Source organism: Phyllobacterium sp. GQ127 (assembly GCF_059758635.1).
Map to the genome: position 1 here is coordinate 17,328 of NZ_JCAXDZ010000005.1, position 17,063 is coordinate 34,390.

The window sequence follows — 17,063 nt, forward strand, 5'->3', positions numbered from 1 at the left end:
CGGTAGGAGCCTTCTATGGACGGCGTCGCATTCAGCGAGGTTCGGAACTTGGCGCCCCAGGATATCCCTGCGGTAGCGGCGATGTTTTGGCGAATGTTCAAGCCAGCCAACACAAAAATTCCAGCATCATTAGCGGACTATCTATCGGAGCTTTATCTCGATCCCGGAAACAGCACGGGGATCATCTCACAAGTCCATATCCGGGGCGATGGCGTGCTGACGGGGTTCATTGGCGCGCTTCCATTGAAAATGGCTTTTGGAAACGCTCCCCTGCAGGCGGCAATTTGCGGCCCCTTGATGGTCGAGGATCATATTGAGGATCCGCTTGCCGGAGCACGGTTGCTTCGCGCTTTTCTCACCGGACCCCAAGACCTTTCATTAAGCGAAACAGCCAACGAAACATCGCGAATTATGTGGAGCAAGCTGCGTGGCAGGGTTTTGCCCGGATATAGCCTGGAATGGCTGCGCATTCTTCGTCCCACTGCCTTTGCTGCTGAAGCGGCGTCGCGTCGTTTCAAGTTCTTGCGGCACGGCAAGCTGCTATCGGGGCCATTCGATCTCTTCGCTCATGCAATTATGAAAACCTCCATACCGGAGAAACCCCAAGGCGTGAATGATTGCAGCATTGAGCTGGATATGTTGCCCCCGCTCATTGCGTCCTGGCTGAAAGACTACGAATTACGCCCGGATTGGGATCTGTCGACCTTGAGCGATGTTCTGGCGACGGCCAGCACGAAATCAACCTACGGCACCATGCACAGCAGAGTGGTGAAGAGCCGGACAGGCAAGCCTTTGGGTGCTTATCTGTTTCACGGCGATCGCGGGGAGACTGTCCGTGTCCTTCAAATCATTGCCGCGAAAGGGCAGGAAAGCACCGTATTGGATAGCCTCCTTTACTATGCCAATTCCATAGGTGCCGTTGCTGTACGGGCTCGTTCACAACCGCAATTGCTGGAAGCGATGATGATACGCCGCGGCCTGTTTTTTCAGCGTTCATCCACCGTGGTGCATACTGGCGACCCGCGCGTCCTGGAAGCTTTTTCAAAGGGGAATGCATTTTTCAACGGCCTTGCGGGCGAAGGCTGGAATCGACTGAATGGCGACGAGTTTGTTTGAGAATCGAGCGGAGAGAATTTCCACCGAAGTGATGTCAAATATTTATATTATTGACCTTCATGAAACCCCATATGGATTTGTTGACGTCGATTATTGAATCAATTGTTGCCTGTATTCGCAACATCTCTTCGTCATCGAGTGCTTCAACTTTTCCATATTTCAGGTTCTCGTCCATATCGACAATCCGCATCAGCTGAGTTGATGCGGTTCGGCCTGATTCATCGAACGAATATATGCAGTGGTTGTACTTGTTGCGCAGGCGTTGCTCACGCGTCATTCGGGCTGTGATCTTAAGGACTGCTGCCTTGGTTTCCGGCGTTGTAGAATGTATTTTTGCAAGGCGCTCGATGAGATCAATGCGCGCTCGTGTCGTATTCAGCGTCAAGAAAATGACAGTTGCCGCTTCCTTGTTCGTATCCAGCAGGTGGGCAATCAGGTAAATGAACAAACTCTCCGTGTTTGTCCAAGTATAGTTCAATTTGCCCACCAGCATGAGAATGTCGTCGAGCCGCGACATTGATACTACATAACCCGAGCCATTTCTGGCGAAGCTGCATAGTGGCTCATCGGCGCCTTGTACCCCCTAAAAGGGGGCTGAAAGGCCTCTTGATCCCTCGTATTGCGATATACGGCAGCGGCCTGCGTACGGTTATGCACACGCAATTTGCGGATGAGATTATGCACATGGACCTTAACAGTATGTTCTGACAGCGTCAGGCGGTCGGCAATGATCTTGTTTTGCAGACCTTCCGACAACAGCTCCAAAATTTGCTGTTCACGGATGGTCAATGTCTTGATCGGCCGGATTACGCCGTCGGATTGCTGATGAGAAGTGCCCATTGAGCGTGCGCTATTGTCATCCCGTGCTCTATCCGAAGAGCGACTGATGTGAGGCGGATAATATTCACCACCATTCAGCAGCAGCCAGATGACCGCAAGCCATATATCCAGCTTTAAATTGAAAGGTAACAAGCCTTGGATAACCTTGCCGTCGAACAGGCTGTCGAGTTCATCCAGTCCCGATACATTATCGTCAACCATCATGGTAATGGAGGCGTTGGGAAAGCGCTTCCTGCACCGCAATGCCGATTCACTGAAGCTGGAAACAAAGCCGGCGTGGATGAGGACGAGCTGAATATCGTCATCATAAGCTTCGGCCTCGGTAAATGAGCTGCACAGATGAATGTCTATATCGGTGAAATTGCGTTCCAACGACTGCACCAGTCCCTGAAAGACGACGCCCGCTTCAGCATAGATAAATATCGAACTTTTAAATCGCCCATTCCCTGGATCAGTCTTGATGTGATCCGAAAGTTTGCGTGGTATTGTTCCACTCATGATAGTCCCCTGCGCCCTTTAGTCGGAAAAGTATTTCTTCCGAGGTTTCTTTTCGATTGTTGGATTTTATCTGAATAGTTTTGTTTAAGATCGTTAATCAGGATGCCTGTAGCCCCCGCTACTTGCTCTGATTAACCAAGGATTAATAAACGTCGCGTGACGCGGTCGTGACGTGAATTGAAAAGGTGTTTCGTCTGCACGTCACTTGATTCGCGCAGGTATAAAGCAGCACCTGGGCCCCGTTTGAGGCATATGAATTCGATAATATTGTTTAGAACTTATCTGCTGGTTCAACTGATCTATTGTACTGCAAATCCATCAACGGCCTAAAACGGCGGGATTCATAAGGTTACGCCGCCCGTTTCGCGGTTCACCAATGAGCTAAATATAAGTGCTATCTTCCGGTCTGCCCGTTTGCGTCATACGGTTGTGAGGTCTTGAGTTTCCAGCGTAGCGTAAGTGAAACCAAGAAAATAAAACCAGTGTGCCAGTATTCTGAGTTGAATAGCCTGCGATATTCTATCGCGAGCTTGGGGATACTTTTGCTGTAACAACTTAACATCTGCCAGCGTGGACATCGTAGCCTCGTTAAAGAGCATAGAGGTTTTGTCTTCTCCGCAGATATTCCGGAGGAAATAATATGAATAATCGCAACAACAATCATCACCAGAATCCCGGTATAGACCCGTCAGCGTCGGCAAGTGCTGATGCTTCAGCATTCGCTGCCGCCTTGGCTCTTCAGATGCAAGGGCAGGGACAAGGTCAGGGCCAGGGGCAAGATCAGGGCCAAGGCCAGGATCAGGGACAAGGCCAGGGTCAAGGGCAGGGACAGGGGCAGGATCAAGGACAAGGTCAGGAGCAGTCATCTGTTTCGGAAAATCTCAATCTGAACGGCAATTTCAACGAGAGCTCCAGCGATAATTCCAATGCCAACAGCAACTCCAACAGTAATTCGTCGCACACGGATGTAAAAGTAAATGTTGGTGTCGATTTAGACGGCTATCTGCCGACTGATGACGACTTTGCCGATCTCGATTTGCATCACAATAGTTTTGACAACATCTTCCTCACCGAATCCGGCAACATCAACTTTGATCCCGGTAATGATGTGAACTTCTCTAACGTTCTCAATGGCGCATTTAGCGGCGGCGGCAGCGATACGGGATTTGCGCTCAGTCAAGTTGTTGATCTTGTCGATAATGACACCCTCTCCGGTGTAACCCAGACCAACAGTGGCATTGTCACCTTGACCGCGACCGGCGGTACTGCAAGCGCAGGTGATGGCATTGGTACCGATGATGGTGGCTGGGGCGGCATGGACCACAGCTTCTTCGGCGGTGGCCATGGCGGTTCGGGTGGTTCCGGCGATATTGGTGCAAGCGACGACGTATCGGGTTCAAGTGCGGCGAGCGCAGCAGCCAATCTTACATCCACGGCGTTCACCCAGGAAATTGTACTTGGTGCAAACCTGCAGCAGAATGCCTTCGAAGCGACCGTTATCAACGGTTCGTACACGCATACATCGAACGGCGACACCGACGCGGTTTGATTCAGTTAGCTGGCAATTTGCCGCTCGGAAAATGGTCTGCGCACAATGTGCGCAGGCCAATTACCGGATGAAAATACGGACAGCATAATTGGCGGGAGCCATCAAAAATGCTCGGATTTGGCGATCATATTTCAGAATCCATTGCACACTTCATGGGATACTTCAGCACGTCGGTTGAAGCGGTAAAAATGCGCCTCGAATATCGTGAATTCAAAGACGCGCCGGATGTTCCGCAATCGCACGGTGAAATATTGGCGATACAGACAGATCCGCAGATGCAATTGGCACCTGGTACATTTGTTCCCGATGGAAACTATCTACCGATGCCTTGGACAGCGAGCAGCAATGATGTTTTGCCTGGGGTGAGTATCGATCCGATTGATGTGCAATTATATGGGCACAATCTCTATCATACGGCGGTTCCAATACATTCTTCCGGCAATGGCAATGGTCAATCACTCGAACAAGGGCCATTCATCGGGCCAGAGGTTCCTGAAACATCAATGGTGCTTCAGCAGACCAGCCACATGGAAGACAATGACATTGTCATTACGGGCAATCACTCTCCAGCAAACTTGCACTGGGGCGACAATGCCGATTTGGCAACATTGTCGGTTAGCGCCTTGCTTGTTTCAAACGCATTCTCCCACGATTTGCCGGATACCGCGTCGGGCATGGCGCAGTTTTTCAGCGACCAGAGCGACAGCATGGATGTTGCGGAAGGGCTGCTAACCGGCATATCGGGTATTACCGTGGTCGCATCTCCAACCGCTGGAATTTACGTCAACGGGACCACGGTCTCGGAGGCCCCGGTTCTGGATGATTACAAGCCCGCGCAATTGGCTACTCCCAATACGCCAGCGTCTGCCACAGGCCATCAGGCACTGGTTATCAATGGGAAAGACATAGAGGGCACGGTTTCACTAGAGGCGGGCTCCAACATTCTGGTCAACGAAATCGCCCTCACCAATACCGGAACATCGGGCGCTCATTTTGCCGTTGCCGGCAATTACTACAACATCAATGCCATCGTTCAAACAAATGCCTATAGTGACATAGACGGCTTCAGCAATGGATTTGTTGGCCAACAGCAGTCGTGCGGGCCATCCACCAACGCGATGAACATCGCAGATTTTATCTCTTCCACCGGGCATGTGCAGGTTCCAGCCGCAACAGGCGAGGCTCCTGTTTTTCCGCATAACTGGCAGGTCACCGTTATGAATGGCGACCTTATGCAGATGAACTGGATATCACAATATAACTTCCTCTCAGACAATGACGCGCATGTACTCTCGTCGACAGGTTCTTACACGACGATTACGACCGGCTCCAATGGGATGCTGAACACTGCATCATTCGCCAATCTGTGTAATTCATATGATCTGGTCATCATTGGCGGGCATCTTTACAGCGGCAATCTGATCTTTCAGACGAATGTTCTTTTTGACGATGACACAATGACAACCGGAAACGGGACCGGTGCCTATGGTGGAACATTATCAACCAGTGACAATCTTTTGTGGAACTCGGCAAGCATTCAAAGCGCAGGTACAACGAACTGGGCCACTGGACTTCCAGATCATTACAAGGAAGCGATGAGTGGCCTGGCTGACGGCAACTATAAAATGCCGGATGGTTTTCGTTCCGATGCTGCACTCCAAGGCATGGCCGGTCTCAAGATGTTGTACATCTCAGGCAATGTTTACGACCTCAACTATATCAGTCAGACCAATATTCTCGGCGATTCCGATTTTGTGGCTCGTTACGAAGACGCATTGCGCGCCACTTCCCATGATACGGTTTGGGACATAAGCACAGGCTCAAATGCATTGATCAATGTCGCGACGATTGTCGATGGCGGACATGGCAATGGAACCTCTTATGCGGGTGGTGGCGTGTACTCGGACTCGATCCTGATTCAAGCAGAGATCATTGCCCAGCAACCTGGGCATGGAAGCGGTCAAGGCCAGCCACTTGCCAACGAAATTATCGCTTTTCTGGATGACGATGCATCGCCGTCACCGGATGCCGATCATACACCAATTCATCTGCCGGATACGACTCATTCGGTGGATGTGATGCAAACAGCTCTCGCCTAAAAACAAAAAGAATGCGTGGGGGGACGCGGGATAATGAAATATGATGAACAGACTGACTTGCGGGTTATCTCGCAACAGTCACGGCAAGCGATGACTGCACGCGAGCAGGATCGAATCGAGTTTGATGCATTGCTTGCGGAAATGGAGAAGTCCATTTCACAAGTTGCTGTAGCGAGGATCTTTACTGATAGGGGGGTGCGGGAGACCCAACCGCCGGCAAGTATCGGCCTTGGCGAAAAAACGACGCCTAAACCCGATCTGGGAAAGCCAACTGAACCATCCAGCCGCAATGACACCAGCCCCAAGCCCGTCATACTCGATCCTGGCCTCGGTAAGGTCATAGAGGGGGATCGCGGCGTCCCGGCGCGGAAAGAAGTCGGCCCCGGCGGTAATGCCCCCAGCAATAATAATGCAGCTGGCAATGGCGGAACTTTTCACAAGCGCGTAGCGGCGGCGAGTTTTGCCGATAGTTTCAAGAACGGTGTAAATGCCGTTCGCCGAAACCTGATCATCGCCATGGGATTCACGGTCTTCCTGAATGTGCTTGTCCTGGCTATTCCAATCTATCTGTTCCAGATATCAGACCGGGTTCTTACCAGCCGCTCAACCGACACGCTTGTCATGCTTACGGTGGTGATCATCGGTGCCGTGCTTGTGCAGGTCGTTCTTGATGCTATCCGGCGGTTCATTCTTATGCGCACAGCGGTCGAAGTTGCCGTGCAGCTTGGAGCGCCCATCTTGAGCGCCGCCGCGCGCGCATCCCTGCATGGAAATGGCAAGGATTATCAAGTGCTTGGTGATCTCCAGCAATTGCGGTCATTTCTGACGTCGGGTACTTTGCTGTCATTCTTCGATGCACCCATTTCCCCTATATTCCTGCTTGCTGTATTCCTGATACATCCGCATCTCGGCTATATCGTTATTGTCTCCTCCCTGCTGCTGATCGTCATTGCCTTCATCAATCAGCGCGCTACTGCAGCCTCGTTCGCTGAGGCGACAAGCTTCCAAAGCCGGGCAATGCTTCATCTCGACTCCATGTCGCGCAACTCGCAAATCATTAATGCCCTCGCAATGATCCCGGAGGCCGTGCGCATATGGGGCCGCGATATGGCGGGTTCCTTGAAATCGCAGGTTCGCGCGCAGGACCGGAACATCATTTTCGCAACGATTTCCAAATGTTCCCGATTGCTGACACAGGTTGCCATGTTGGGATGGGGAGCACATTTGGCCATTGACGGACAATTGACTGGCGGCATGGCGATTGCCGCCTCGATCATTGCCGGACGCGCTCTGGCACCCATCGAAGGAGCGATCGAAGGCTGGAACAGCTTCATCCAATTCCGCTCGGCCTTTGGCCGCATCCGAAACCTTCTCCAGAACTCGCCGCTGAATCTGGAACGTTTGCGATTGCCGGACCCGCAAGGCCGGCTTGATGTGGAGCGAATTCTCTATGTTCCGCCGCCCAACAAGAAAGTTATCCTGAACGGGATTTCTTTCACATTGTTGCCCGGCGAATCCATGGCTGTCATTGGCAATTCGGGCGCTGGAAAAACGACACTGGGCAAGATGCTCGTTGGGTCGATCCTGCCGACTTCGGGGAGCGTTCGTCTGGACCTTATGGATCTGCGCAATTGGGATCAGCGTCAATTCGGCGAGAATATCGGTTATTTGCCGCAAGATGTTCAGCTTTTCCCGGGCACCATCAAGGCAAATATCGCTCGAATGCGCGAAGATGTCAGTGACCAGGCCATTTTCGACGCGGCCGTGCTGGCGGATGTGCATGAACTCATCGCGACCTTTCCACAAGGCTATGAGACCGTTGTTGCGGCGGATGGCGCACCTCTTTCGGGAGGCCAAAAACAGCGCATTGCTCTGGCACGCGCATTCTTCGGCAATCCCAAGCTTGTGGTACTCGATGAACCAAATTCCAATTTGGATCAGCAGGGTGACGTCGCACTGACCAAGGCTTTGTTTCACGCAAAAAAACATAAAATAACCGTGGTCACCATTACGCAGCGTCCCGCGCTCTTGAGCTGTGTCGATAAGATCATGGTTCTGAATAATGGCACTGTTACAATGTTCGGTACGCGGGAAACCGTGATGGAAGCACTCTCCAAAAAGAGCAAACCCAAAGGACCTGTTCAGACAATTCAGGCCGGGGAAATAAAAGTGGGAGCAATGACATGACGACCGCCAATATTATGAACAGTCTCGAATGGTATGACGGTGTTCCGCGATCGATCAAACCATATAGCAAGTTTGGAATTGCCCTGGTTTTCGTTTGCTTTGGTGGCTTTGGAACATGGGCTGCAACAGCACCCTTGGCCGCCGCCGTCATCGCGCCCGGCAGTTTCGTTGCGACGGGAAAAAACAAGATCGTACAGCATTTGGAAGGCGGCATAATCAAGGAACTTTTGGTGCGTGAAGGAGATCACGTCCACGAAAACGATGACCTTGTCCGCCTTGACGAGACCTCTGCCAAGACCAACTCCCAGCAGCTGTTTTTACGCCAGGCCCGCCTGGAAGCTATCCTGGCGCGGCTGCATGCCGTCGTCAAAGGCGCCGAAAGGTATCAACCGCCCAAGATCATTCTCGATAATATGGGCAACCCGGAAATACGGGCCGTAAACGAAAGCCAAAGCGATAATTTCGATGCGGCCCATGCCAAATATGCCAATGAATTACAGATGATGGAGCGCAATATTTCCGCTCTTGAGTTCAGGCGTATCGGCCGGACGGCTCAAATCGAGGCGACACAGACTCAGGTAAGCCTGCTGAAAACCGAGTATGTATCAAAATACTCCCTTTTCAAGAAAGGTTTGATGGCGCGGTCCGAGGTCAGTGTGCTTGAGCGGGCTGTTGCCGATGGCGAAGGCAATATTGCTCGTCTGAACGCGGAAATCATGGAAGTGAACGCCCAGATCGAGAAATTCCAGAAAGAAATCATCCAGACCAAAGACACTGAGAAACAGGCAGCTCTGGATGAAATTCAAAGCGCGGAGGCCGAGCTTGACACAGTTCGCGAACAGACCCGCCAGGCCGAAAGCGTTCTTAACCGGACCCTGATCAAGGCACCGGTTTCAGGAACGATTATCCGGCTATATTACCATACGGCGGGCGGCGTTATTGAAAGCGGCAAGCCTATCGTCGAAATACTGCCAACGGGTGTTCCGCTCATCATCGAGGCGCAGATACCGCGCATGCAGATCGATGAAGTGAAAGAGGGACAGGAGGCTCATATTCGCCTCAGTGGCCTCAATCAGCGCACGACACCTATTATCAATGGGCGAGTGGATTATGTATCTGCGGATTCTATGGCCGACACCACGCCCGGCCAGAAGCAGGACATCTATATAGCCAGGGTTAGCATACCTGCTGATGAATTAAAGCGTATCCATGGATTTACCCCGACGCCGGGCATGCCGGCAGATATTCTCATTCAAACTCATGAGCGCACATTCTTTGAATATCTGGCCAAGCCGGTTATCGATAGTATGTCGCGGGCTTTCAGGGAATCCTGATCAGGAGCTGGGGATCATTTGCTTGGCACGTTGCGACTCCGATCGCGTGACTTCCTTATCGACATTTGTTTGCACCCGCCGTTTTGCCACCGGAAAGACGGCAACGGCTGCCGCGCCTGAAAGCACATAAAAGAGCATTCCCAGATCATAGACGGTGCTTACCAGAAAAGCGGCGATCAAGCTTGCCCCGAGACCCGAGCGTATGGCCCGCACGACGTGGCGTTCGACGGTGCCATTGCGGAAGACCGACCGGCGAAATAACGTCGAAAGAGTGAACACTGCGAAACACAAAAACCCAGGCAAACCGACATTGGAAAGCAGTACAAACAGATAGCTGGAAGCTCGCGCTCCACCGACCCCGACGCCCAAACCATAACTGTCGATGAAGTTTGACCAGGCCACCTCATTCCAGTGGCCACGCTCTCTGCCTGAAGCGCTATCCAGTTTGCCAAGAAGACTCTCATCCAGAAATGAGCCTATGGCTTCAACGAGGGTGGGGGACAATACGGCCACAAGCAGGATTACGGCGAGGGCGCTCAAGCCGCCCGCATATAATAGCAGAGGCTTGCGCATCTTCCCGCCCCATAATGTGGGGAGAACCGATTGGAGCGTGAGCATGAAAAGAACAAAGATCAGTCCGACATAAGCAGTGCCCGATGTTGAAAGAGCGAGCAAAATCAGAAATGCCACGGCATATAAGCCGGATGCAAACGGCCGGACATGATCGAGATAAAGACTTGCAGATATGGCAAACAGAATGAGCGTGAAGCTAGCAAAACTGGATGATTCCGGAAAGCTGGCCGAGATGCGCTTTAATCCACCCATCTCGACATTGGTCATCAATGAGTAATTGGCCGTATGGATGAAATTGAGGAAATCGATTGGTCCAGTGGCAAATGTGATGAGATCCGCCATGGCAAACAACACATTCAAGCCGCAGAGTATAAAGAATGCCGTGAGAAAATGCTGGTAAGCATCGCGCGTACGGAAATAGGCAAACGAGGCTGCAAAACATGCAATGCCGCCCAGCGCATAGACAGTTTGCGTGATGTGGGTACTGGAAAAGCTGAGCGGGTTGAGCGCAATCCGGCTAAGGCCAGCGGGCAATCTTTGCACCACCATCGTTTCGGTAATTCCCGCCATCAGTCTTGGAAAAAACAGCGTGGCGATAAGGCCATAGATGATCAGCAGTAGAAGCCAGAAGCCGGTGCTGGGATAAAGCAGGCTGCTGATTGCCGGATTTAACCCGGTGACGCGCGTGATCCGCAAAGCGAAGAATACCATGAAGGCATTGGCGACTAGAATGGAAGCTCCGCCTAATGCAGGCAGCGTCACGGCAGCGGCCGCACCAAACAATGTAAGAATAACCATGCCGTACAAGGCATAGCGATGGTGCATGAACTGTACCAGAACGCCAAACAGAATGACGCAAACACCGAAAAAATTGGTTGCCATGCTTATCCTTCGCCCGCCACGGTCACTGGCTCTGGGTTCCTGTTAGTCGGTCCTGCCCGATAATATCTTGAACGACTTTAAAGGCGGCTTTCGGCTCTCCGGCGCGCCAGCCATTCTTTTCGTCGCCGTCCAGACGAACAAGGCCCATATAGGCTTCAAAGTCCGGCGCCCAGTATGTTTCGTCCATCAATTCATAAACATGAGCCGCTTCAATCGGGTAGAGCTTACGGAGGCGCTGGAGCATTTCCATCATCGTCTTCAAACCAGCGGCCTGGGCAGCCTCGCTTTCAATGCTGCCTTTGGGATGATTGAACTCTGTTACCCAGATAGGCTTCCCATATTCGGCCAATGCCTTGAATGCCCATTCCGGATCTTGACCATAAAGATGCCAGACCGAGATATCCCAGTTGATTCCGCTCTGCTTCATACGTTGAAAGGCGCCGATATGGCCCCAACCGGCGGTGCCCATGGCGGTACGATATTTTCCACCAGCCTGCTTCATGCCAGCGTCAAGGCCATGCATGACGGCGGCGACTTTTTCCCAGCGTGGCCCGTAATAATCGAGCGGGTAGAGTCCTCCCGCAGGTCCCCAGTTGCAAGGATATTGCGTGCCGTCATCTCGCATTTCGCAAGGCTGGATGATTGCGAAATTTTCAAGTTCATTGCCCAGTTCCCATACTTTGATCTTTGCCCCCAGCATGGTCGCCGTTTCATAAGCAAGTGTTTTGGAGGTTGAATGGATTTCTTCGATTGTTGCAGCATTCAAATCTATCTTGGGGGTGAATACAGGAAGGATCTCCACATTGTTCGCTTCAGCGAGATCAACCAAGGCTTTCAACTTCGGAAGCTGTTCGGTGCTTTGGACATCGACGCGATAGGAGCGCGCCCCCAAGTTCACAAGTGATGCCACCTGTTCCTCCAATGTAACGCCATGATAAGACGCAAGCGGATGACCGTTCACACCCCAGATGAAGGCTTGCTCATCTGCTCTTGTGACCAGTGCCGTCCAGGCAAAAAATGCCGACACAACAACCACCATTGCGAGAAAAATTTTCTGCATCATGATGGTCCTTTCCGGGCTAGCCGCCTTGGAGTTCTGCTATGGGCATCACGAGTTGCGGTCCGAGGTGCAGATAGCGTGTCGCTTTGCGTTTTGCGCGAATATCACGCCAGACGCGAAGTACTTGATCCTCGCTCAGATGGGCGGATGCGGCGATGACCGCAGCGGGCAATGATTCATTCAAACCGTAAAGGCACTGGTCCATCTGGTGATAAGGTAATGCAAAATAGAATTCTTCCTGGGTCTGCGCCAATTGGTAGGTATCCGTCGTTGGCGGCCGCGACGTGATCTCCTCCGGAACGCCGAGATAGGCTGCCAGCTGGTAAACCTGTGACTTGTAGAGATGGGCGATCGGCTTTAGATCAGCAGCACCATCGCCATTTTTAACAAAGAAACCTTGATCATATTCCAACAGGTTTGGCGTGCCGATGACGGCATAGTTCATGCGATCCGCATGGTAATATTCGATCTGTTTGCGGGTCCGCTGTTTCATATTGGTTGCCGCGACAATCCCAAGATAGACGGAGCTTGGCATGCGCAGCTTTTCGGTTGTGCCGTCCGGGCGCCGCAACACAAGTGAGGAAATATTATAGCCTTCATTCGCCAATGCATTGGCAATGACGATCTTCGACGCCCATCCGGGGCCAAATTCCGGCTCGATTTGCGTGATGAAAGCGTCGCGCCGTTCGTAGCAACCCATTGCTTCAAGCGATGGGCCGATATCCTCAACGATGCTAGCCAGACCAAATGTTTCCGCCACCAATCGGCCCAGCGTCAGACTTTCAGGATCGGAGTCATTTTCAGGCATGAAAATGCATAGGACATTTTGTGCGCCAACGGCTCTTGCGGCAAGCGCAGCGCATACACTGGAATCCACACCTCCTGACAGACCTAGAACAAATCCGCGGCGGCGCAACGTGTGGCGGAGCTGATCGCGCATGGTGGCAACGATCCGCTCTGTCTCAGCCGCAGGATCAATGGTCAGCGATATGGGTGAAACAGCACTGATTTCAGGGTTTATATTGTTCATGTCAGCTCTCCTGAGGCTCGGCGGCCAATCTACGGCTCACCTTGCCAGTGTCCGTTTTGGGAAGACTCGGACGAAACTCAACGGATTTCGGAACCATGAAATCTTCAAGGTTTTTTGCGCAAAAACGGATGATTTCGCGATCGGTCAGAGCCGGGTCGCTCAGGACGACGATTGCCCGTATGGCCTGTCCCAAAACAGGGTCATCCACGCCAATCACAACGGCCTCGGCAATGCCGGGGCAAGAGTGCAGCACGGCTTCGACTTCTTTGGGAGCAACTTTTTCGCCCCGCGTCTTGATGATGTCGTCCTTACGGCCGACAAAGTAGAGATAGCCGTCGCGATCCTTCGAAAAGAGATCGCCAGTATAAAGCACTTTTTCCCACGGATTGGGGCCGGGCCGCAGCATGCGGGCGGTTGCTTCCGCATTTTCCCAGTAGCCTTGCATGACGTGAGGACCGCGAATGACAAGCTCGCCCACAACGCCCGGTTCAACGATCGTGCCGCTGTCGTCGACGATAAATGCTTCAGTGTTAGGAATTGCAATACCCACGGAGCCGGGTCGTTGGTCCAGCTGTTCCGGTGGAAGATAGGTACAGCGCTTGCATTCCGTGAGGCCATACATGGAGTACAGTCGTGCGCCCGGGAAGAGTTCGCGCAAACGCGCAATATGCGCGGGCGGCAGGGCAGCGGCGGTGTTGGTGATATAGCGCAGATCCGGCAGAAATCCGGGCTCTATGTCCCGCATCTGCAGGATCAGCGCTGCCATGGTTGGCACCAATGGAAAGCCAGTTACATGTTCACGCCGCATGACATCAAAAATTGCCTGCGGAAAGCCAAAGGACGCTTCCAGCACGAGCGTGGCTCCACTGCGTATTGTCATGAACAGCTGATAAAGCCCGTAGTCGAAAGCGAGGGGCAATACATTGAGAATTATGTCGTCTTCGCTGTTTTGCACATAGGTCGTGATCGAGGTGGCCGCCGCTTCGATATTGCGATGATTCATCATCACGCCCTTGGGACGTCCCGTCGATCCGGACGTATAGATCAGCATCGCCAGGTCGACATCAATGCCGCCATGAAGAACCGGATGCCGGGCCACTTGCAACATCTGCGTGAAGGAATGTCTTCCCGGTTGAGCAGCTTCTTCGCCGCGGCTGGCCACGATCAGCTCGCAGCCCGTATTTGACCCGATCGCTTCAACAGCAATGGGTGCCAGTTTTTCCTGTGCAATGACCATTCTGGCGCGACAGTTTTCGATAATGTAAGCCAGCTTGTCCGCTTTTGTGGAGGCGTTAATCGGACTGAAAACAGCGCCAGCCTTCAGGATCGCATAGATGGCAATCGTTGCTTCCCAGCAATTGCTCATAAATACCAGAACACGATCACCACGCATCACGCCCTGCGACCAGAGCGAAGCCGCCAGGCGATCCGACAGGTCGTCAAGTTCAGCATAACTCAGTCGCTTGTCGCCTGCGATGAGAACAGTCTTGTTGTCCAATCTTTTCGCCGTTTGACGAAGAATGTCCTCGATCCGCATGATTGGCTGCTCCTCGTTTGCTTAAGCAACCGACCGTTGAAGAATAGTCTTGCTTGCTACGTAGCTGGCTATGCTGGCGATTGAATCGAGGTTTGCCGGGACAATTTCCGAGTCATGCACACTGATCTGAAACGTGTCTTCCAGATATGTCACCAGTTCGAGGACACCGGTTGAATCGATAATATCGGTTTCAATGAGCGATGTTTTGTCATCAAGTGGATGGCTTGTGTCGCCGAAGAGATAATTTTCGACAATGAAGGCTCTGATCTGTGTTGCGAATCCCGATGTCATTTTTCTTCCCTTTCATTCTGCGGCGACAGCGTGCCGCTGTATTTGTGTTGTGAATATCTGGTGCCATAGCTGTGTTGAAAGGATTCCAACGAAGGCCGAGTTGTCGCGATATCCCACGGGATTATCGCGCGCGCATTTCCCAACCAGTTTTTCGACAGCTACCGGGTTAAACAGGCCCGTATCGGATATGGCTGCCGCACTCATGGAATCCCGAACGTAATCCGGCATTCCACCCGCCGTAAACGAACGGCTGTCAGGTGCGCGATAGGGCTGTTTCAGTCTTGCAGTGATCGTTTGCGGCACGAGGTCGCGAACGGCTCGTTTCAGAATGTGTTTTTCAGCAAGGCCCTTTAGCTTCATCCCAACTGGGATGCGTGAGGCAAACTCGACGAGGCGATGATCCAGAAATGGGAAGCGCCCCTCAAGGCCATGCGCCATGGCCATGCGATCACTCTGACAGTTCAGGATATATCCAGGCAATAGCAGCGATGTTTCCAGATACTGCGCTTGATGCAAGGGGTGCCAGCGCGTGAAATCTTTTGGAAGCCCGGAAACGAGATCGGCGGTTGCGTCATAGCCGTTCAGCGCGGTTTGCAGGTCCTGGGAGAAAAACATCTTCGTTGCCGCAGTACCCCTAAAACGTGGGCGATGCGAATATAAGGGATCACGGATATCGTCGGCACCGGCGCCAAAAAATGCCGACAGATATTCTGGAGACTGCTGCTTCAGTCCACTGAGATAGGGGTATAGTTTTCGAAACAGTTGTGGGCGGATCCGCGACGTCGGCTGTGCGGCACAGAAGCGGCGCACTTTCGCTTCGCGAAACAGATCATATCCAGCAAAGACCTCATCAGCCCCTTCGCCGGTCAAGACGACTTTGTACCCTTCACTGCTGGCAAGACGCGATAGAAGATAGAGTGGCGCTGGAGCTGTACGAAGAACAGGCCGCTCCGTATGCGCAATCACCGAGGGGAAGATGTTTGCGATGTCGTTTGTATTACAGGTTAATGCGGAGTGATCGGTGCCAAGTGCTTCGACCATCTGCATCTGGAATGCAGTCTCGTCATGTTCCGCAGATTCAAAACCGATTGAGAATGTTCGCAGGCGGTCCGGCACAATTTTGGCTGCAATTGCTGACACGGCGGAGGAATCCAATCCGCCTGAAAGATAGGATCCCACAGGCACATCAGCCCTTAGACGAATGCGCGTGGCATCGGTCAGGAGATGCAGTAATTCTTCGGCAACGTGATCTTCAGACCGTGGAGAGGCCGCACTATTGCGATCGGGGTATTGCAGTTGCCAATATGGCGCTGTCTTGAATGTCTCACCCTCAAGCAGCAGGAAATGCGCCGGCTGCAATTCAAAGATGTTCCTGAAGATCGTACGAGGCGCAATGGGTGCCCACAGCGTGAATATCTGGTCCAAAGCATATATATCGACTTCAGCTTCGATACCGGGAACGGTTAAAAGTGATTTGGCTTCCGAGGCAAAGAACATAGTGCCCTTGTGCCAAGTATAGAATAATGGCCGCACACCCATGCGATCCCGCGCAAGCATCATGCGGCGGCGCCTTTGGTCCCATATCGCAAAGGCAAAATCACCATTGAGTTTCTTGACGCAATCCGGGCCCAGCTCATCGTAAAGATGCAGGATGACTTCGGTGTCGCTTGATGTCTGGAAAACATGCCCCTGCGCAATCAAATCATCGCGCAACTCAACATAATTGAACACTTCGCCATTATAGCTGATGACGACATCACCACGAGCATTCTTCATAGGCTGCTGGCCGTCTTCCAGCCCGACGATGGAGAGCCTCATGTGCCCCAAGCCAGCTTTCTGATCGACGTAGATGCCGTTTTCGTCAGGTCCGCGATGTGCAATTGCACCAATCATCGAGCTCAACACAGACTGACCGTCCTGAAGTGAGCCTTTTGAGGCGAAGTAGCCTGCAATTCCACACATAGTTGCCCCCAAATCACTGCAACTGCGGAGTATATTCCCCGCTTGGATACAGCTATTGAAGCCTATAATATGGCCCTCAGGGGTCAATAAATAATTGGATTTAAA

At 52.3% G+C, this 17,063-nt stretch carries 13 protein-coding genes; 5 read left to right on the top strand and 8 right to left on the bottom strand.

Annotated elements, in window-relative coordinates; translation table 11 throughout:
* Nucleotides 1-15: 15 nt before the first annotated feature.
* On the top strand, nt 16-1,116 hold the full coding sequence (locus AC6CHM_RS17855) for a hypothetical protein (RefSeq protein WP_498173913.1): 1,101 nt from the start codon (nt 16-18) through the stop codon (nt 1,114-1,116).
* A 34-nt stretch (nt 1,117-1,150) separates the two neighbouring features.
* On the opposite strand, the gene AC6CHM_RS17860 is transcribed toward AC6CHM_RS17855, so the two are convergent.
* Together AC6CHM_RS17860 and AC6CHM_RS17865 are read right to left on the bottom strand one after the other, a co-directional pair.
* A complete protein-coding gene (locus AC6CHM_RS17860; protein WP_115053341.1) occupies nt 1,151-1,633 on the bottom strand; it encodes a hypothetical protein in 483 nt (160 codons plus the stop codon).
* A 5-nt stretch (nt 1,634-1,638) separates the two neighbouring features.
* Nucleotides 1,639-2,454: a response regulator transcription factor gene (locus tag AC6CHM_RS17865; RefSeq protein ID WP_498173914.1), complete on the bottom strand. Its 816-nt coding sequence runs from the start codon at nt 2,452-2,454 to the stop codon at nt 1,639-1,641.
* Nucleotides 2,455-3,094: 640 nt separating this feature from the next.
* On the opposite strand from AC6CHM_RS17865, the gene AC6CHM_RS17870 reads away from it, so the two are divergent.
* The 4 genes from AC6CHM_RS17870 to AC6CHM_RS17885 all read left to right on the top strand — a co-directional run bounded on the left by AC6CHM_RS17870 (nt 3,095) and on the right by AC6CHM_RS17885 (nt 9,623).
* Nucleotides 3,095-4,003, top strand: coding sequence for a hypothetical protein (locus tag AC6CHM_RS17870; RefSeq protein ID WP_307275637.1), 909 nt, complete (start codon nt 3,095-3,097; stop codon nt 4,001-4,003).
* Nucleotides 4,004-4,110: 107 nt separating this feature from the next.
* Nucleotides 4,111-6,102, top strand: a complete 1,992-nt coding sequence (locus AC6CHM_RS17875; RefSeq protein ID WP_498173915.1) for a hypothetical protein — start codon at nt 4,111-4,113, stop codon at nt 6,100-6,102.
* A 33-nt stretch (nt 6,103-6,135) separates the two neighbouring features.
* Entirely contained in the window at nt 6,136-8,289 is a 2,154-nt protein-coding gene (locus AC6CHM_RS17880; protein WP_336442135.1) for a type I secretion system permease/ATPase, read from the top strand.
* Nucleotides 8,286-9,623 (top strand): HlyD family type I secretion periplasmic adaptor subunit, encoded by a 1,338-nt coding sequence (locus AC6CHM_RS17885; protein WP_115053347.1) that lies wholly within the window; start codon nt 8,286-8,288, stop codon nt 9,621-9,623. Before AC6CHM_RS17880 ends, AC6CHM_RS17885 begins: the two co-directional genes overlap by 4 nt.
* On the opposite strand, the gene AC6CHM_RS17890 is transcribed toward AC6CHM_RS17885, so the two are convergent.
* From AC6CHM_RS17890 to asnB, 6 genes are read right to left on the bottom strand one after another with little or no spacing between them, the layout of a single operon-like run.
* Complete coding sequence (locus AC6CHM_RS17890; protein WP_498173916.1) at nt 9,624-11,078, bottom strand: O-antigen ligase family protein; 1,455 nt, start codon at nt 11,076-11,078, stop codon at nt 9,624-9,626.
* 22 nt (nt 11,079-11,100) lie between these two features.
* Nucleotides 11,101-12,141, bottom strand: coding sequence for a glycosyl hydrolase (locus AC6CHM_RS17895; RefSeq protein WP_498173917.1), 1,041 nt, complete (start codon nt 12,139-12,141; stop codon nt 11,101-11,103).
* A 16-nt stretch (nt 12,142-12,157) separates the two neighbouring features.
* Nucleotides 12,158-13,168 (bottom strand): NAD(+) synthase, encoded by a 1,011-nt coding sequence (nadE, locus tag AC6CHM_RS17900; RefSeq protein ID WP_498173918.1) that lies wholly within the window; start codon nt 13,166-13,168, stop codon nt 12,158-12,160.
* Nucleotide 13,169: 1 nt separating this feature from the next.
* Nucleotides 13,170-14,705 carry a class I adenylate-forming enzyme family protein gene (locus AC6CHM_RS17905; protein ID WP_498173919.1) on the bottom strand — a complete coding sequence of 512 codons (1,536 nt, stop codon included), beginning with the start codon at nt 14,703-14,705 and terminating at the stop codon, nt 13,170-13,172.
* A 21-nt stretch (nt 14,706-14,726) separates the two neighbouring features.
* On the bottom strand, nt 14,727-14,996 hold the full coding sequence (locus tag AC6CHM_RS17910; protein WP_307275613.1) for an acyl carrier protein: 270 nt from the start codon (nt 14,994-14,996) through the stop codon (nt 14,727-14,729).
* Between the two features lie 12 nt (nt 14,997-15,008).
* The gene (gene asnB, locus AC6CHM_RS17915; RefSeq protein ID WP_498173920.1) at nt 15,009-16,958 is read right to left on the bottom strand and encodes an asparagine synthase (glutamine-hydrolyzing); all 1,950 of its coding nucleotides are present in this window, start codon (nt 16,956-16,958) and stop codon (nt 15,009-15,011) included.
* Nucleotides 16,959-17,063 lie beyond the last annotated feature (105 nt).